The organism is Xylanimonas protaetiae, from assembly GCF_004135385.1.
Lineage (GTDB): Bacteria > Actinomycetota > Actinomycetes > Actinomycetales > Cellulomonadaceae > Xylanimonas > Xylanimonas protaetiae.
The window spans coordinates 1,768,830-1,785,576 of sequence record NZ_CP035493.1 but is presented as its reverse complement, the minus strand read 5'-3'; the positions used below and the strand labels follow the sequence as shown (position 1 = coordinate 1,785,576).

Sequence of the window (16,747 nt, the reverse complement as noted above, 5' to 3'; positions counted from 1 at the left end):
GATGCCGTTCGACACCACCCGCCCCGTGCACCCGGACTGGGCGGCCCACCACATGCCCGTCAGTGAGGGCTCACTGAACTGCACTGTGAGCGTCACTGATGGGAGCACTGGCGGCGGCTGGGACCCCGTGAGCGGGCCCCTCCCCGACGCACCGGTGGTCGTCTACACCGGGCGCGCCCGCGTCACGTACAAGCCAGTGCGGGCTGAGGACCGGGACGCCGCCGGGCAGCAGGTCACCGTGCGCGACGTCATCGTCGCCGTCCCCCGGGACGCCTGCCCCGAGCTCGCTGCCACCGCCCGCATCACGGTCACCGCCGTCGACGGCAACGCGCCCGCCACCCTGGCCGGTCGTGTGCTGGCCGTGCAGTCCACCGCCTGGTCCTCCCACGCGCTCGAGCAGGTCATCACCTGCACCGACGACCAGAGCAACCAGGGGGCGTGATGGGCTTCGACGTGCGCGGCATCCGCCGCATGGCCGCCGACCTGCGTGACGTCGCCGAGCAGGCTGGCCCCGTCGTCGAGCTCGTAGTCCGCAAGACGGCGCTCGACGTCGAGCGTGATGCGAAGACCCTCGCCCCCGTCGACACCGGCAACCTGCGCGCGTCCATCTCCATGGACGTCGAAGCGACCGACTCGACAGTGTCCGCCGAGATCGGCCCCACCGCGAGCTACGGCCTCTTCCTTGAAGTCGGCACCTCCCGCATGGCGCCACGCCCGTTCATGGGCCCGGCCCTGGACCGGAACGCGCCCGCGTTCGACGCCGCCATGGCGCAGATCGTGGACCGGTTCCAGTGACCTCCCCCGAGGCCCTGCACGCCGCCCTGGTGGCCCGGCTGCGCACGATCGCGTCGTTGCAGGTGTTCGAGTTCCAGGTGCCGGACAAGCCAGCCGCCGACGGGCAGGGCCGCGTGTACCCGTACGCGATCGTGTGGCCCGGCGCCGGCACACCCGGCGCCGAGAGCAGCATCACCGGCGCCGCCGGTGAGCGCTGGGCGGCCACCGTGAACGTCGCCGCCGGTGACCCCGCCTGGGTGCTGCCCGCGACCCGCCTCGTCCGGGCGACCCTCTCGATGGTCGAGCTCGCCCCTGGGGTGACGCTCACCGAGGTCCCGCTCGGCGCCGTCATCACCAAGGACCCCGACACCACGCCGCTGCGCTGGTTCCTGCCCACCCAGTGGGCCGCGCTCACCCCCTGAGCACCCCTCCCTGATCCACCCCCACGGCACCCGGCCGTCGGGGGCCATCGCCATGCCCCCAAGGAGGACCCGATGGCGAAGCACACCCCCACCCCGGCCGGGTTCCAGCCCATCGAGGTCACCCCGGTCACCCAGGTCGGCTTCAAGCCGATCGAGGTCTCCCCCGTCCCCGCGCCCGCGGAGCCGAAGCCGGTCGCCCCGGCGCCCGTCCCCACCCCGCCCAAGCCCGCCAAGCCGGCGGAGAAGGAGGCCTGACGGTGCCCTGGTCCCAGACCTGGACACCGAACGACTCCACCGTCTGCACCATCTCGTGGTGCGGGCGCAGGGCCTCAGTCCGCGGACTGTGCAAGGCCCACAACGCGCGAGTCCGGGCCGGGTTCGATCCTCGCGTTCCGGCGTCCGAAGCCCGCTTCTTCATCCACGTCACCGAACAGGACGACGGCTGCTGGGCATTCGATCACGTGGACCCGCGAACTGGCTACGCAACGTTCCGCCAGCAGCGGGCACACCGCTGGGCCTACGAGTTCTTCCACGGGCCCATTCCCGACGGTTTGCACCTGGACCACCTGTGCGCGAACCGCCGTTGCGTGAACCCGGATCACCTGGACCCGGTCACGGTCGCCGTCAACAACCGGCGGCAGAAGGCGTCGCTCGACACGTGCAAGCACGGGCACCCGTGGACGCCGAGCAACACGTACATCCATCCGCAGCGAGGCCACCGGCAGTGTCGTGCTTGCCGGGCCAACGCTTCGAGGCGCCAGCGGCGCCTTTCCCTCTCGAGGAGTTGATCCCCTTGGCACGAATCGTCGACCTTGGCGTCACCCAGTACACGTGGGTTCCCGGCGTGGCCGGGCTCACGACCCCGTCCGCGCCGCTCCTGACGGACCTGGCCGCGGTCGGTGCGAAGAACATTTCGCAGTACGTCGTCACCACGACCGACGTGAACCCCGACCCGTCCGACACCGTCAACGAGCGCGCCATCACCGATGTGTCCAACGCGGTCGTCCCGACCGTCGGGAACTACCACGGCTCGCTGGTGCTCTTCCGCGACTTCGCCGCTGGCATCCCCACCGTGGACGACCCCATGGCCATGTTCGACAAGGGCGCCTACGGGTGGCTCGTGCGCCGGCTCGGGAAGGCCGCCACGGTTGCCCTGGCCGCGTCCGACATCGTCGATGTCTTCCTGTTCCTCGTGGACAACGTCACCAAGACGGGTGGGCAGGGCGACGGCTACCTCAAGGCGAACATCACCCTCCTGCAGCAGGGGCAGTTCTACACCGACGTGGTCGTGGCGTCCGGCTCCTGACAGACCCCCGGCGGCGCGCGCACACGGGGTCACGCGCCGCCGGGCACCACCCCAACCCCGTGCCCTCCATCCCCGTAGGAGAACCCCCGTGCCTTCCGAGAAGTCCATCACCGACGACGCCGCCCCCACCGGGCAGGACCACGCCGTGGCCGCGCCAGCGTTCGACCTCGACTCGTGGATCAGCGGTCTCGCCCCCACCGAGCGGTCCGTCGACATCTACGGCAACACGCAGGTTTTCGGCGAGGCCGAGCACCTCAAGCGGGAGCTCGCTACCCTCGAAGCCGACCAGGCTGCCGGGATCGACGAGCAGTCCATCGTCACCGACGCCCGCGTGCAGGAGATCCTCGACCGTCTCGGCGTGCTGTGGGAAGTCCAGCAGGCGTCCAAGACAACCTGGTACGTGACCGCGCTCGACGGGGAGACCGTCAAGGCGATCAACAAGGCGCACCCGGTCCCAGACTCCCTGCCGGAGCCGGAGGCCCCGTCGAAGGGTGTACCGCCCGCCGTCCGCGGACAGTACGAGAAGGCGCACGCCGACTGGGCGAAGAAGAACCCCAAGCACGAGGAGAAGCGGGCGGCCGCGCTCAACGAACGCAACCTCGCACAGGTCGCCGCGGCCGTCGTCCGCATCGAGGACCGGCACGGCAACGTCGTCGCCGACCACGTCACCGTCGCCCAGCTCAAGGCGATCGAGGCGAAGCCGCACGGCCCCCTGCAGGTCGGCCGGCTCCTGCAGGCGGCCGCGCAGGCGAAGTTCGGTGAGCCGGTGATCGACGCCCCTTTCTCCTCGGCTACGTCCAGGAGCGGCCGGGTCTGATCCTCTCCCTCGAGACGGCGCGGGCGTGGCAGGTGCGCCCCACCGTGTACCTCGGAGTGGCGGAGCCGGGCGGGGCATGGCTGGACCGGGACCGGGCCCTGGCCGAGGTGCTGCTGCTGTACGAGCGGTCGGCGTGCCCCGGCTGCGGAATGCCGAAGAACAGTGCGTGGGATCCGCGCTCCGAGGGCGAGTTCACCGTAGAGCGGCACACCTGCCAGGCGTGTGCGGAGAAGGACAGGGTGTCGTCGGCGTCGAAGGACACGCCCGGCCAGTACCTGACCGTGCACCCCTACCGGGACGGTGACGTCACGGCTGCGCAGACGTCAGCCACGACGGCGATGCAGGCCCACGACAGGACCGCCGCCGCGCAGCACGCCGAGGCGCACCGGCGGGCTGCCAGCGAGAAGGCGGTCTAGTCGGGCCCCGGCCAGGGCACCTCAGTACTTCTTCGGGTCCTTCGAGGCGACGTAGCTCGCCCCATCGAGGTAAGTGCACCAGAGGTGATGGGCCGAGTAGTCACGTCCGAGCCGGAGCCTGCTGCAACCCACCCACGTGCAGATCTCGACCGTCGAACCACCAATGTCCATGACGGTCTCGATCGCAGGCATCAGGTCCGTGTCGCGGGAGGCCAGGATCAGGACGTCGGCTGACTTCTCGATGCCGGCCCGCACGAAGTCGATCGCGAGCTTGACGTCGACACCCTTCTCGCGGGCCCGGTTGTTCGGCCAGTCCCTCGGGTATCGCAGCGGCCGGTTGAACATGGCGACGCGAGGATCCCGGGACCACTCCGCGCTCTGTGCCTTGTTCCACGCGGCCGGGTCCGGCTCATGAGTCGAGCTCGGCTGTCCGCGGTACACGTGGATGCGCTCGAGCGTGCCCGTGCGCCCCTTGGCAGCTCGCGCTGCCATGAGTGCGTCACCGAACCTGCCGGGGTGGATGAGCGTCGTGTGCGCCGGGGTCCCGGGCGGGGCGAACGCCTCGCCGACGGACAGGTGGACGTTCTGGTAGTCCATGAACAGGTGCACGCGCGGCTCTGACACGTCGCCTCCGGGAAAGAAAAAGCCCCGCCAGGCCCGGAGGACGGCGGGGAACTATGTGAGGACCGTACGCAGGAGGCGCCTTACGCGTCAACCGTGAGGCGTCCGCTGAGGCGCGAATCACGCCGTTTCACCCGCCCACCGCCGGCGTGCCGGTCTTCACCTCACGGCCGGTGGCCTCAGCCCACGCAAGCATGCCAGCCGCGCTCACCTGTCGCGGGGGTCGAACTCCTCGACCGCGGTATCGACCGCCCGTCCCGCTTCGATCGCCCACTGCATGACGTCGGCGGTGCGCCAGACCTTGCCCATCTTGAGTTCAGCCACAGGGGCCGGGAAGTCGGGCCGGCCAGTGAGTTGGTAGGTGCGCTGTTTGGACACGCCAAGTAGGGCGGTCACCTCTGCGCTTCCCATGAACTCCTGCATGATTCCATGCTACAGGACAGCGTGCAGTTGACAGTTGTGCAGTAGTGATGTTGACTCTTGTGCAGTCCCTCACCGAGGGCGGCCCCACCCGGTGTTCGTACGAACGCCCGTTCGTGACCGGATCGACACTCGATCTGCCCGGATTCACCCGGGGTGCCCGTACGGCCTGGTGTAGCGTTGGAGCCATAAACACCGGCCCCGCTCGCAGCCACCGACCCCACGTCACCGGCTGTGATGGGCCGGTTTTCTTTTCGCCTGAAGGTCTACGTGGACTACACCAAGCCGCACAAGAACTACGCCGAGCAGGTGCAGCTGCTCACTGACCGGGGCCTGGAGGTCTCAGACCGCGCGGTCGCAGTTCGCGCGCTCAAGCGGCTCGGCTACTACCGGCTCTCCGCCTACACCTACCCGCTGCGCCGCCCGTCAGAGGACGGTCAGGGGCGCGCACCCGAGTTCGTCGACGGTGCCAGGCTCGACGACGCGCTCACCCTCTGCGACTTCGATGATCGCCTTCGGGCAACCCTGCTGTCAGGGCTCCAGAAGCTCGAGGTGGCGATGCGGGCCCAGGTCGGCTACCAGCTCGGCAAGACACACCCATTCGGCCACCTGGACCCTAAGCACCTCGACACGGCGCGGTGCCAGAAGCCGCCGGCGCGCCGGGGGCCGAACGATGAACGGGACGCGCACGCCACGTGGCTGGACCGCTACGAGCAGCTCCGCAGCGAGTCCAAGAACGAGGACTACGTCCGACACTTCATCCTGACCTACGACGGGCAGATCCCGGTCTGGGTCGCGACCGAGTTCATGACCTTCGGATGCCTGACCGCACTGTACGACCTGGTCTCCGATCGTGACGCTGCCGCGATCGCGAGGAACGTCGCGGTCAAGAACCGTGACGTCGTCTACGGGTGGCTCAAGGCCCTCAACGTGCTGCGGAACCACTGCGCCCACAACGCCCGTATCTGGAACCGCAAGACCATCTACCCGCCGAAGCGACCCGGGACGGCCTTTCTGCCCGAGCGGCTGGCTCACCTGAGCACGGCGGACAACAACCGTGTCTACTTCCTCGCAGCGATCTGTGCGCACTTCCTGATCGAGCTCGACCCCAGCACTGGGTGGCCCCGCCAGTTCCGGGAGACGATGCGCAAGTTCCGTCCGGTGCACGGCATGACCGCCGAGAACACCATGGGGTTCCCCGCGGACTGGGAGTCCCTGGACATCTGGCGCTACCAGCCCGAGTGAACGACCAACGCAAGCGTTTGCGCCAGGCCAGTCGCTGCCAACGAGGTAGCCGCCCCTGAGGCCGCCCACCGATCGGGCGCTCACCAGCGGGCCGCGCACGAACGGGCCGTGTGGAAGCCGCGCTCACCGGTCGCGCGGGTCGAACTCCTCGACGGTGTCGTCCACCACACGTCCCGTGGCTACCGCCCATGCCATGACATCGTCTTCGAGCCACACCTTGCCCATCGCAAGGGTGTCAACGGGCTCGGGGAAGTCGCGCCGGGCCGAGATCTGCGACGCGCGCTGACGAGAGACGAGCAGCAGATCAGCGATCTCCTTGACACCCATGAGCTTCACGCTAGACAGCGTAGCGCAACGCCACCCCTTGACGTTGTTGCGCTACATGAGCAATACTCAGGGTGTCCTCGAGACGGGGGCGGCCCCGCCCGGTGTTCGAGCACCGGGCAGGGCCTCGGAGCACCACCTGACTGGCCCAGGAGCACACCGTGAAGACGATTGTCCCATCCCCGATCCCCTGCACGACCCTCAGCGACGGCTTCACCGCAGACGGCGTCACCTACACCGCGCAGCGCGGGTTCGTCACCGACCTGTACCCCGCCGAGCAGGCCCACGACGGCACCTGGGAGCAGGCCACCATCGAGACCTACGGTGCGACCGAGGCCGACGGCACCACCCGCGTGCGCGTCCTCCTCAGCGAGACCCCCACCCTCGAGCTCACCCAGACGCAGGCCGTCATCCTCGCCACCCACCTCCTCGCCACCCTCACCGAGCAGGGCATCACCATCCAGCACGGCGGCACCCTGTGAACGCCGCGGTGCAGCAGTTCAACTTCCACGGCGCTGGCGTCCGCATCATCACCGACGAGAACGGTGACCCCTGGTTCGTCGCCGCCGACGTCACCCCGCTCCTCGGGTACAACCACAACCCGAGCGCGATCCGACGCCTCGACGAAGACGAGTACCGGCAGGTGCCGTTTTCGCAGGTCAGCCCCAATGTACGTCAGGAGCCGGGGCGGCCGCCGCACCGCCCGATGACCGTCGTCACCGAGGCTGGCCTCTACTCGCTGATCCTGTGGAGCGAGAAGCCCGAGGCGGTCCGCTTCAAGCGCTGGGTGACGCACGAGGTGCTGCCCGCGATCCGCAAGACCGGGTCGTACGCGGTCCCGCAGACCCGCGAGCAGCAGCTCGCCGCCGCCATGCTCGTCGCCCAGCAGGTCCTCGACGAGCAGCAGGCACTCATCAAGGTCCTCGAACCCGCCGCGACCGCGTGGAACGTCCTCGCGTCCACCGACGGCGACTACTCCCTGCGGGACGCCGCGCAGATCCTGTCGCGAGACCATGGCATCGACACCGGGCAGAACCGCCTCAAGCGGCAGATGCAGGACCTCGGCTGGCTCGACAAGCGTGGCATCCCCTACCAGCGGCACGTCGACCTTGGACGCCTCCGCTCCCGCATCCGCTACTACGACAACCCCCGATCCGGGGAACGCACCCTCGCAGACCCGCAGGTCCGCATCACCCCCAAGGGCCTCGAAGGGCTCCGGGTCGCGCTCGCCACCGGGCAAGGTGTCCTCGCCCTAACCTCATCCACCAACGCGGTCAGCAGGTAGTCTGTCGACACAGGTTCAGCATGACGAAGGGCCAGAGGTTCATCCTCTGGCCCTTAGTCATGTCACGGCACTGCGGACTTGGGCCTCAGCCGAGGTACGACGCAACCCAGGCGCCGTCATCCTCCTCGACGAGGCATGTCAGCGGCCTGTTCGCATCGATGTCAACGATCCGGTACTCGAATCGACCGGGGTCGGGTTCGCCCACATACGTGCGGAAGAGCGTCGTGCCCGGTGGGTACTTGTACGCGGCCTGTTCCTCGCACGCGCGACCCGCAGCCTCACGGTCCTGCCCATGCTGGTTAACACCCACCCCGGCAGCCACGAGAAGCACCAACGTGATCGCTGCGCTGATGACGACGCCGCGGCGCGCCCACAACGGTCGCCTCTCTTCTGCCACGAGCCCATTCACTGACTGACCATCGCGCACCAGCGTGACATCTGCATAGCGACCTCGGGGGTGATTCTGTGACGACTCGCTCCTACGCCGTCCGTCTCGAAGCCGAGTACCAGGCCCTCGTCCAGGGGTTCAACGAGGGCGCGAAGGCGGCCGACAAGCTCGCCGACAAGGTCGAGCATGCGGGGCAGCGGGTCGAGCGTGCGCAGAAGGCGCAGGCCGACGCGGCCGGGCGTCTCCGCACCGCTGAGCAGCAGCTCGCGCAGGCACGGCAGAAGGGTGCCGCTGACTCGGCGCAGGTCGTCGCTGCGGAGGAGCGGTCGGCGAAGGCACGTCGTGACCTCGACCAGGCGACGAAGGACGTTGCCGCGGCGGAGGCGGCGCACCGGTCCGCGCAGGCGGCAAACGAACAGGCCACCGCCCGGCAGACCACCGCCGTCGGGAAGCTCACCGGGGCGGTCGACACGAACCGGGAGGCGATCGACCGGGCCGGGACCACCCTGGCGGCGTTCGGCGCAATCACCACTGCAACCGTGGGCGCGACCGTCGCCGCGGCCGTGCAGTGGGAGTCGGCATGGACCGGCGTCACCAAGACGCTGCCCAACGGCGCCGACCTCAAGGCCACCGAGGATGGGTTGCGGAGCCTGGCCAAGACCCTCCCATCGACGCACGAGGAGATCGCTGCCGTCGCAGAGGCGGCCGGCCAGCTCGGCGTAGCAGCCGACTCGATCGTGCCGTTCACGAAGGTCATGATCGACCTGGGTGAGACGACGAACCTCACCGCCGACGAGGCAGCCACCTCGATCGCGCAGCTGATGAACGTCATGCGGACAGCGCCTGACGAGGTCGACAACCTCGGCGCCTCCCTCGTAGCCCTCGGGAACAACGGCGCCTCCACGGAGCGCGACATCATCCAGATGGCCCAGCGCATCGCCGGCGCAGGCGAGATCGTCGGGATGTCCGAAGGCGATGTCATGGGGCTCGCCAACGCGCTCGCCTCGGTGGGTATCGAGGTCGAGGCCGGCGGCTCAGCCATCTCCGCCGTCATGACCGACATCGCCACGGTCGTGTCAACCAACTCGAGCAACCTCACCACCTGGGCTGCTGTCGCGGGGATGTCTGCGTCAGACTTTGCCGCAGCGTGGCGTGACGATCCTGCTGACGCTCTCGCAGCGTTCGTTGAGGGCCTTGGCAAGATGCAGGCCGCCGGTCAGGACGTGTTCACCACGCTGTCCGACCTGGGGCAGAAGGACATCCGCGTATCGCGAGCCCTGCTGTCCATGGCGACCTCCGGCGACCTGCTGCGCAAGTCCATCGAGCTCGGCAACCAGGCCTGGGAGGACAACACCGCCCTCCTCGCCGAGGCAAACAAGCGGTACGACACGGCCTCCGCGAAGATGGAGATCGCCCGCAACTCGATCCAGGACTCTGCCATCACAGTCGGGCAAGAGTTCCTGCCAGCCCTGGCGCGTGGCGCTGAAGCTGTCGCCGGGCTGGCGAACGCGTTCTCTGACCTCCCGGACTGGGCGCAGCAGGCCGTTGGCGGCCTCGGCGGCATCGTCGGTGCTGCTGCACTCGTGGCCGGCGGGCTCCTGGTCGTGGCACCGCGCGCGGTCGACACCGTCAAGGCGTTCAAGCAGCTGCGGGACATCTCTCCTGGTGTCGCATCTGGGCTTGGGAAGGTCGGCAAGGCCGCCACCGTTGCGGGCGCTGCGCTCGTCGCGCTCGAGGTGCTCGACACGATCGGGTCGACGTCCGAGAAGGCCGCGGCCGGGATGGAGCAGACCACTGCGGCGGTGCTTGAGGGCGCTGACGGGTACGACCGCCTCTTCGCTGCGATAGATGCCGGGCGGCGCGAAAGCAAGACGTGGGACTGGGGGCAGTTGTTCTCCTCGCGCGGGGACCAGGCAACTGAGATCAACACCCTGGCTGACGCGATCGACCGCCTGGTCAACCCATCCATGAAGCAGAAGATCGGCGACTGGGCCGAGAGCGTCCCAGTGCTGAGCAGCATCGTGTCAGTCAACGATGGGAAGAACGCTGCGGCCCAGTTCACCGCAGTTGGTGAGGCCCTCGCGTTCATGGTCGAGCAGGGTCACGCCGACGAGGCGGCAGCCCAGTTCAAGTACCTCTCGGACCGGTGGACTGCGGCGGGCGGCAGTCTTGATGACCTCAACGCGCGCATGCCCGCCTACGCCACCGCCCTCGCCGGCGTGGACAACGAGCAGACGCTCGCCGCCAAGTCCGCCCAGGGCGTTGCCGACGGTGTCGGGCAGGTCGGGCAGATGTCCGATGAGGCTATCGAGGCGCTTGAGAAGTGGCGCGAGATGGTGTCCGGGGCCAGCACCTCATTCCGCGACCTGGGCGGGGCGTGGCAGGCCGCGATCGACCAGCAGCGCACCTTTGCCGAAGAGGCCGCGGAAAAGACGAAGACGACGAAGGACTCCTGGGAGGACTTCTACGACGGCGTCTCCGTCTCGGCGGATCAGTGGATCGAGCAGCTGCAGAAGCAGGCCGAGGCGCAAGCCAGGTGGCGGGACAACGTCCTGACGGCGTCACAGCAGGTGCGTGACGAGCTGCCGGCGAACATGGCCGCCGCAGCAGACGCGATGATCGATGACCTGATCGCACGCGGCCCCGAGGGTGCCGCGATGCTCGAGTCGTTTGTCACCGCGGGCCCTGAGCGGCGCGCGAAGATCGTCGAGACCTGGCAGCAGATGGGCCAGGACATCACCGGCGCTCTGGAGAACATCCGATCACCCCAGATCACCGTCGAGGCGAACACCGATCTGGCCACCGAGCAGACCACCGCGCTGCTCGGGGTCATCGACTCTGCCACCGGTACCGTCACGGTGTACGGCAACGGAGCCCCCGTGCTTGCCGAGCTCGGAGACGTGACGACCAAGGTCGACGAGGCATCGGGGACGGTCACGATCTTCGGTGAGGACGGGCAGGCGCTGACGACGCTGTCTGGGTACGTCGCCACAGTCGATGGTGCTGACGGCACCGTACAGATCCGAGGCAACGACGAGAACGGCCGGTCGGTAGTCGTCGGGCTGAAGAACTGGGTCACGCAGCAGAGCGCGACGATCACCGTCGATGCGTCAACGACCAAGGCACAGTCTGCGCTCGACCGTGTGATCGCATCGAACTCGGGGCGCACCATCACCGTCGGCACCCGGGTCATCGGTCCTGGTGCGGCTACAGGGATGCGGCTGCCTGCATTCGCTGGTGGTGGCCGGTTCCCCGGTGTCGCGCCGGCGAACCCCGCGTCGGACAACCTCCTCGGAGTCGACGAGACGGGCATGCCGCGCGTGCGGGTCCGGTCCCGCGAATGGGTCGTCAACGAGCCGGCCGCGGACTACTACGGCGACGCGATCATGGGAGCGATGAACTCCCGCGCCGTGCCGCGAGACCTGTTCTCGGCGCTTCCGGGCCTCGCGGCTGGTGGCGGCATCTACACGACGTTCGGGATGCCGTCCCTCGACGGTAAGGACGCCGCGTACTGGCGTGACGCGTTCATGGACTTCCCCGACCGGTACCGGCTCCTCGACCAGATCAACACCATGCAGGCCGACCTGGGCGGTCTGAGCGGGCTGGCACGCTCCGCATCCGAGCAGGAGATCGCTGAGGCGAAGACGAAGCTGTCCGAGGCGGAGTACGCGGCCACGATCGCGGGCGGCAACCCGGGCTACTGGGACGGGGTCGTCGCAGCACAGGACGTGCAGAAGAGCGCCCGCCGCGGTGACTACACCGACCAGGCCACATCGGGCCTCTCGGGTGCGTACGGGCTCGTCGATACCCTGTATTCCGAGTCGAGGAACGCTGGCCTGTCCACGTCGGGCAAGCAGGCGCTGACCGGTGCGGCGTCCGCTGCGGAGGCCCAGTTCGCTTCGCTGTATGGGCAGCTCGACCAGGTCAACGCGGCGATCGAGAAGCAGCGTGACCTGATCGGTGACCTGCAGCAGGCGTACGACCAGGCGAAGTCGGCGATCTCGGGTGCGTTCGACCTGCAGGGTGTGGCCCGGCAGCAGGACCAGCTCGTCGCCGCGGCGCAGACGGCGCGGGAGAGGGCCGACAGCCTGAAGAACGACTACGTGTACGACGCGCACACGAACGACCAGGGTGAGACGTACTACACGTCACGCCTGTCGGACCAGGCGGTGCAGGCAGAGACGGACGCGCAGGCTGCTGAGACGGCTGCCGCGGGCGCCGGCACGGGCACGTCGTACCTGCTCGCAGCCCAGCAGTACGCGGCGAACGTACGGTCGCTGGCCGGGAAGATCGACACACTGGTGCGGCGCGGGGTGCCGCAGCGGGTCATCTCCGAGATCCTCGGCATGGGCATCGACGGTGGCGCGCTTGACGCGGCAGACGCGATCGCGTCCTTGTCGGACCAGCAGTTGGGGCAGTTGACGACGGCGTACTCCGACATCGACCGGTACTCGGGGCAGATCGGGCAGTCCGTCACGGCGACCATGTACACGGGTGGGCTCGCGGCCGCGAACACGGGCCTGCTGTCGTTGACGGGGCAGCAGGCGTCGCTCGAGGGACAGATCACTGCCGTTGGGCAGCAGATCTCCGACCTGCTCGCGGACGTGTTCGGGGTGCCGCGGCGTGCTGATGGTGGTGCCGTGTGGCCGGGGCAGACGTTCCTGACGGGTGAGCGGGGGGTCGAGCTCGCGGTGCTTGGTGCGTCCGGACCGCAGTACGCCCGCTTCACCAAGCCCGGGTACGTGCTCGACGCGGCCACGACCCGCAACCTCGCCAAGGCGACGGCCGTCGGTCTCGGGGTCGGAGGTACCGGCGGGTCCGTCACCCAGGTGACGAAGACCTACCAGGCCAACGTCAACACCTTGCAGGCCACGCCGGCGCAGGTGCTCGCCGCGGTCCGGCAGGCCGAACTACAGGACGTGATGCCATGACCTACTTCGTCCTCGCGTCAGTGCTGTCCCGCCCGGTGCCCACGGCGCCGCTGGCGTCCGACCAGCGGAAGTTCTGGCTGGAGTCGTGGGATGGGACGGTGACGATCCCGATCACGACGTCGCGGGTGTGGTTCGGTCCGCTTGATGGGTCGACTGGCCTGGACGTGGCTCCCACGCAGGTGCTCACCGCGGTGCAGCCCGGTGTGGCCGGGTCGATGGTCACGGACGTGCTCACCCTCGAGCGGCCCGTCGTGCTGGCCCTCGACCTGCGCACGACGTCGAAGGCCGAGCAGGACGAGCAGATGGCGTTCCTGCGCGACCTTGTGAACCCGTCCGCGGGAATGACCAGGGACGGGAACTTCCGGCTCCTGTGCGCGTCCCCGGCCGGGGTGCGACGCCTGGGCCTGGCCTACCAGTCGGGGCTGGAAGGTGACGGGAAGGAGACCACCACGTTCCAGCGAGTCGTGCTGAACTGTGTGGCCCCGCAGCCGTTCGCCGAGGACCTGAACGACCAGTCCGTGCCGTTCCAGATCGCGCCGGACACGATGCCTGGCATCGGCGCGAACTGGGGGTCGGTCGGACTGGCGACCACCACCGTCCTGTCTGAGGACACCCCGGTGCAGATGCAGTCCGCGACCCCTGTCTATCCGACGCTGACGCTCAAGGGCCCGGCGACATCCATCCTCATCGAGGGCGACAACGGGCTGCGCGTCGACATCCCCACGGCCCTGTCCGCCGGCGACACCTTCGTGATGGTCACTGACCCGCGCCGCAAGTCGATCCGCCTGAACGGCGCCCCGGCGGCGGGGAAGGTCGCCCGCGGGAGTAGGACCCCCGCGTTCAACCTGGGGACGACACTGATCTCCGTAACGGCCCCCGGGGCGACCAACGCGACTACTCTTACCTTGGGGTGGCGTGGGCTCCACGGGAGCCTCTCCTAGAGCGAGTCCGACACGCCGCCCCTTCGCGCATCTTCCCTCGACCACCCGCCGCGACACCTCGGGTGAGACTCCCGGGGAGGTGTCATGGCTCTGTGGGAGGTCTGGCCGCGCAACGCGGACCTCACCCGAACCGAGGACCCGGTCACTGGGTGGGACCAGTTGACGTTGGTCGAGCGGGACTCACTGCCCCACACGTGGACGATCACAGCCCCCACCGCGGAGGCCACCGCCTTCCTAGGTGGCGGCGGGTGCATCCTCGACCGGGACGGGCAGCAGATCGTGTCCGGGCGGCTGACCGGCGCGACCGGCGACCTGGTCACCGCGACCCTCACCTTCGAGGGTGACAAGGCCCGCTACTGGGACCGGCTCGCGTGGCCCGTCCCCACCCACGCCCTCACCTCGACGCCGTCGAACTTCGGCGCCGCGTACGACACCCGGTCTGGTGCCCGGGAGACGGTGCTGCTGGCGTACCTGGCCGCCAACCTGGGTGCCACCGCGCTGACCTCGCGCCGCATGACCGACGTGACCCTGCCAGCGTCCCTCGGTCGGGGTGGGTCCACGCAGATCAGCGCCCGAATGGACATCCTCGGCGACCTCGTGACCAAACTCGCTGAGAACGGCGGCCTGATCCTCGACCTGGCACATGACGAGTCCACCGGAACGCCCCGCCTGCTCGCCACCGTGACCGCCCGAACCGACAGGTCAGCCGACGTCGTCTTCGGCGACCCCCACTCAGCGCTGGCGACCTCGTTCGTGTCGAACCTGCGGTGGTCGATCCAGCGACCCGAGTACACCGACGCGGTCCTGTTCGCGGCCGGCGACCAGTCCGCCCGCACCGCGGCGCTCTTCCAGGACGCGGACGCGATCGCCGACTGGGCCATGCACCGTGAGGGCCTGGTCGACTACTCGATCAGCAGCAACACCACCGAGATTACCGAGCGGGCGACCACGGCCCTCGCAGACGCCGCCCCCCCAGTCCAGGTCACGTTCGACGCCGACCAGAACGGCGACCTGACCTACCGCGTCGACTACCAGCTCGGCGACGCGCTCGGCTTCGAACTACCCGGCGGGCTCGACGCGCTCATCCTCGACAACTGCCTCCGCGAAGCGACCACGACCGTGACAGCAGCCCAGGCCGAGCAGGTGCGCCTCACGATCGGCACCCCCGGAGCGGGTGCCACCGGCACCCAGTCCGCACGCATCCTGCGCGCCGCACTGCGGCGCATCACCAACCTGGAGAGGACCCGCTGATGGCTACAGGTGTGGAGGCGTCAGGCCCGATCACGGGGCAGCCGTGGACCGAAGGCATGCTGCGGATTCAGATCGGCACCGAGGCTGGCATCGTCGGTGACACCAACGGGAGCGCGTACTCCCTGACCCTGCCAACGGGGTCGGACGTGGCTGAGCTCGGGTCGACGACGCTGGAATCGGCTGCGGTGGTGGCCGGGTTCGCGCACTGGGTACCGCAGGGGTCAACGCAGTCGGTCACGATCCCCGCGGCGACGAACGGCACGAACGGCCGCACGGACATTGTCGCCCTGAAGTACGACCCATCGCTTGGTGGGACGAGCCCTGGCCCGGTGCGGGTGGTCTGCGTCGCCGGGGTGGAGGGGTCGGCAGACCTGCCCACGATCGACGAGGGACGTCCCGGGGTGGAGTTCCTGCCGCTGTGGGCCGTGACCCGCAGGGCCGGGCAGTCACTGAACCAGGCATCGAAGGTGGACCTGCGCCGGTGGACGGGCCCGAACCTGTACACGCCTGCCGGTGCAGCCCTGCCGACCGATGTGCCGTTGGGCACGCAGGTGCACCGCGACCCGGCGGAGAAGTTCGTGCGGGTGCTGTCCGGATCAAGTCCGACGTGGGCACGCCTGGCCGTCGCTGCAGCCGACCTCGCCCCGGCGCTGAAGGCTGCGATCAACGCCGCCTGCCCGGTCGGCATGGAGGCCGAGTTCCACACGGTGCCGACGGGGTGGCTGGAGAAGAACGGGCAGGCTGTGTCGCGCACGACGTACCCGGAGCTGTTCGCGATCTACGGCACGACGTACGGCGCCGGGGACGGGTCGTCGACGTTCAACCTCCCCAACGCGGGAGGGCGCTCGAGCGTGGGCCTCGACACCTCCCAGACCGAGTTCAACACGGTCGGGAAGACGGGCGGCGCGAAGACGCACACGCTCAACTCCACCGAGATCCCCGGCCACACGCACGCGATCAACCACGACCACGGCGCCGTCACCACGTCCACGGAAGGCTCCCACCAGCACGGGCAAGTCGTGGTGGCTGGCAACCCCGCCGTGATCAACACGAGGTGGAACTACGTCGGCGAAGGCTGGGGAGCGACTTATGCGCAGCCCGGTGTCCTCACCGACCCCGCCGGCAGTCACAGCCACACCGTCGACCTGCCCAACTTCACTGGCGCGTCCGGGTCGACTGGTGGCGGCGCCGCGCACAACAACCTGCCGCCCTACATGGTGCGACGCCTCTGCGTGCGCGCCCTACCCCTGCTGCCATGACCGGCCCGGACGCAGTCCACGACGCCCTCCGGGTCACCACGGACGTCTCCCGCCTCGCCGAGTCCGTCCAAGCCCTCGCGGTCCAGGTTGCGGAGAACAACGCGATCCTGCGCACCTCCATGGAGAACCTGACCCGCCGCGTCGAGAACACCGAGGAAGACGTGGAAGACCTCCAGGCAGCCGACACGAAGCTGCGTGAGGAGCTCGCCGCGCTGGCCCTGACCGTCTCGAGCACCGCTGGCCTGCTGGCCGCCACCATCAAGGTCGCCCTGTGGGCGCTGGGTGCGATCGCCACCGTCGGTGGCATCGGCCTCGCCTGGGCGCTCCCGCACATCGCCTGGTCCTGA

At 69.0% G+C, this 16,747-nt stretch carries 20 protein-coding genes; 16 read left to right on the top strand and 4 right to left on the bottom strand.

Annotated features, from left to right (window positions below):
• Position 1: 1 nt before the first annotated feature.
• From ET471_RS08070 to ET471_RS08035, 8 genes are all read left to right on the top strand, one after another.
• Positions 2-442: a DUF6093 family protein gene (locus ET471_RS08070; RefSeq protein WP_342586096.1), complete on the top strand. Its 441-nt coding sequence runs from the start codon at positions 2-4 to the stop codon at positions 440-442.
• A complete protein-coding gene (locus ET471_RS08065; RefSeq protein ID WP_129187503.1) occupies positions 442-795 on the top strand; it encodes an HK97-gp10 family putative phage morphogenesis protein in 354 nt (117 codons plus the stop codon). Before ET471_RS08070 ends, ET471_RS08065 begins: the two co-directional genes overlap by 1 nt.
• Positions 792-1,196, top strand: coding sequence for a hypothetical protein (locus tag ET471_RS08060; protein WP_129187502.1), 405 nt, complete (start codon positions 792-794; stop codon positions 1,194-1,196). The genes ET471_RS08065 and ET471_RS08060 overlap by 4 nt, the downstream gene beginning before the upstream one ends.
• 72 nt (positions 1,197-1,268) lie before the next feature.
• Complete coding sequence (locus ET471_RS08055) at positions 1,269-1,451, top strand: hypothetical protein (protein ID WP_129187501.1); 183 nt, start codon at positions 1,269-1,271, stop codon at positions 1,449-1,451.
• 2 nt (positions 1,452-1,453) lie between these two features.
• Entirely contained in the window at positions 1,454-1,984 is a 531-nt protein-coding gene (locus ET471_RS08050; protein WP_207207356.1) for an HNH endonuclease signature motif containing protein, read from the top strand.
• 5 nt (positions 1,985-1,989) lie between these two features.
• Entirely contained in the window at positions 1,990-2,502 is a 513-nt protein-coding gene (locus tag ET471_RS08045; RefSeq protein ID WP_129187500.1) for a phage tail tube protein, read from the top strand.
• Positions 2,503-2,590: 88 nt separating this feature from the next.
• Complete coding sequence (locus ET471_RS08040; protein WP_129187499.1) at positions 2,591-3,319, top strand: hypothetical protein; 729 nt, start codon at positions 2,591-2,593, stop codon at positions 3,317-3,319.
• 44 nt (positions 3,320-3,363) lie between these two features.
• Positions 3,364-3,735, top strand: a complete 372-nt coding sequence (locus tag ET471_RS08035; protein ID WP_129187498.1) for a hypothetical protein — start codon at positions 3,364-3,366, stop codon at positions 3,733-3,735.
• A gap of 21 nt (positions 3,736-3,756) precedes the next feature.
• On the opposite strand, the gene ET471_RS08030 is transcribed toward ET471_RS08035, so the two are convergent.
• Complete coding sequence (locus ET471_RS08030) at positions 3,757-4,359, bottom strand: NYN domain-containing protein (protein WP_129187497.1); 603 nt, start codon at positions 4,357-4,359, stop codon at positions 3,757-3,759.
• 204 nt (positions 4,360-4,563) lie between these two features.
• Positions 4,564-4,779, bottom strand: coding sequence for a helix-turn-helix transcriptional regulator (locus ET471_RS08025; RefSeq protein ID WP_242496473.1), 216 nt, complete (start codon positions 4,777-4,779; stop codon positions 4,564-4,566).
• A 267-nt stretch (positions 4,780-5,046) separates the two neighbouring features.
• Between ET471_RS08025 and ET471_RS08020 the strand changes: the two genes are divergently transcribed.
• The gene (locus ET471_RS08020; protein WP_165350448.1) at positions 5,047-6,021 is read left to right on the top strand and encodes an Abi family protein; all 975 of its coding nucleotides are present in this window, start codon (positions 5,047-5,049) and stop codon (positions 6,019-6,021) included.
• Positions 6,022-6,144: 123 nt separating this feature from the next.
• Here ET471_RS08020 and ET471_RS08015 read toward each other — a convergent pair whose 3' ends face one another.
• Positions 6,145-6,348: a DNA-binding protein gene (locus ET471_RS08015; protein ID WP_129190818.1), complete on the bottom strand. Its 204-nt coding sequence runs from the start codon at positions 6,346-6,348 to the stop codon at positions 6,145-6,147.
• A gap of 158 nt (positions 6,349-6,506) precedes the next feature.
• On the opposite strand from ET471_RS08015, the gene ET471_RS17985 reads away from it, so the two are divergent.
• Positions 6,507-6,827 (top strand): hypothetical protein, encoded by a 321-nt coding sequence (locus tag ET471_RS17985; RefSeq protein WP_165350447.1) that lies wholly within the window; start codon positions 6,507-6,509, stop codon positions 6,825-6,827.
• Positions 6,824-7,630 (top strand): phage antirepressor KilAC domain-containing protein, encoded by an 807-nt coding sequence (locus tag ET471_RS17980; protein WP_165350446.1) that lies wholly within the window; start codon positions 6,824-6,826, stop codon positions 7,628-7,630. Before ET471_RS17985 ends, ET471_RS17980 begins: the two co-directional genes overlap by 4 nt.
• Before the next feature lie 85 nt (positions 7,631-7,715).
• On the opposite strand, the gene ET471_RS08005 is transcribed toward ET471_RS17980, so the two are convergent.
• Positions 7,716-8,027 (bottom strand): hypothetical protein, encoded by a 312-nt coding sequence (locus ET471_RS08005; RefSeq protein ID WP_129187494.1) that lies wholly within the window; start codon positions 8,025-8,027, stop codon positions 7,716-7,718.
• A 68-nt stretch (positions 8,028-8,095) separates the two neighbouring features.
• On the opposite strand from ET471_RS08005, the gene ET471_RS08000 reads away from it, so the two are divergent.
• The 5 genes from ET471_RS08000 to ET471_RS07980 all read left to right on the top strand — a co-directional run bounded on the left by ET471_RS08000 (position 8,096) and on the right by ET471_RS07980 (position 16,747).
• The gene (locus ET471_RS08000) at positions 8,096-12,949 is read left to right on the top strand and encodes a phage tail tape measure protein (protein ID WP_129187493.1); all 4,854 of its coding nucleotides are present in this window, start codon (positions 8,096-8,098) and stop codon (positions 12,947-12,949) included.
• Complete coding sequence (locus ET471_RS07995; protein ID WP_129187492.1) at positions 12,946-13,890, top strand: hypothetical protein; 945 nt, start codon at positions 12,946-12,948, stop codon at positions 13,888-13,890. Before ET471_RS08000 ends, ET471_RS07995 begins: the two co-directional genes overlap by 4 nt.
• An 84-nt stretch (positions 13,891-13,974) precedes the next feature.
• The gene (locus tag ET471_RS07990) at positions 13,975-15,141 is read left to right on the top strand and encodes a siphovirus ReqiPepy6 Gp37-like family protein (protein WP_129187491.1); all 1,167 of its coding nucleotides are present in this window, start codon (positions 13,975-13,977) and stop codon (positions 15,139-15,141) included.
• Positions 15,141-16,400, top strand: coding sequence for a phage tail protein (locus ET471_RS18190; protein ID WP_207207355.1), 1,260 nt, complete (start codon positions 15,141-15,143; stop codon positions 16,398-16,400). The genes ET471_RS07990 and ET471_RS18190 overlap by 1 nt, the downstream gene beginning before the upstream one ends.
• Positions 16,397-16,747, top strand: a complete 351-nt coding sequence (locus ET471_RS07980) for a tropomyosin (protein ID WP_129187490.1) — start codon at positions 16,397-16,399, stop codon at positions 16,745-16,747. The genes ET471_RS18190 and ET471_RS07980 overlap by 4 nt, the downstream gene beginning before the upstream one ends.

Coding starts and splice junctions, on each gene's coding strand:
- ET471_RS08070 (WP_342586096.1), top strand. CDS start 2: ATGCCGTTCGACACCACCCGCCCCGTGCACCCGGACTGGGCGGCCCAC.
- ET471_RS08065 (WP_129187503.1), top strand. CDS start 442: ATGGGCTTCGACGTGCGCGGCATCCGCCGCATGGCCGCCGACCTGCGT.
- ET471_RS08055 (WP_129187501.1), top strand. CDS start 1,269: ATGGCGAAGCACACCCCCACCCCGGCCGGGTTCCAGCCCATCGAGGTC.
- ET471_RS08025 (WP_242496473.1), bottom strand. CDS start 4,779: ATGCAGGAGTTCATGGGAAGCGCAGAGGTGACCGCCCTACTTGGCGTG.
- ET471_RS08015 (WP_129190818.1), bottom strand. CDS start 6,348: ATGGGTGTCAAGGAGATCGCTGATCTGCTGCTCGTCTCTCGTCAGCGC.
- ET471_RS07995 (WP_129187492.1), top strand. CDS start 12,946: ATGACCTACTTCGTCCTCGCGTCAGTGCTGTCCCGCCCGGTGCCCACG.
- ET471_RS07990 (WP_129187491.1), top strand. CDS start 13,975: ATGGCTCTGTGGGAGGTCTGGCCGCGCAACGCGGACCTCACCCGAACC.
- ET471_RS18190 (WP_207207355.1), top strand. CDS start 15,141: ATGGCTACAGGTGTGGAGGCGTCAGGCCCGATCACGGGGCAGCCGTGG.
- ET471_RS07980 (WP_129187490.1), top strand. CDS start 16,397: ATGACCGGCCCGGACGCAGTCCACGACGCCCTCCGGGTCACCACGGAC.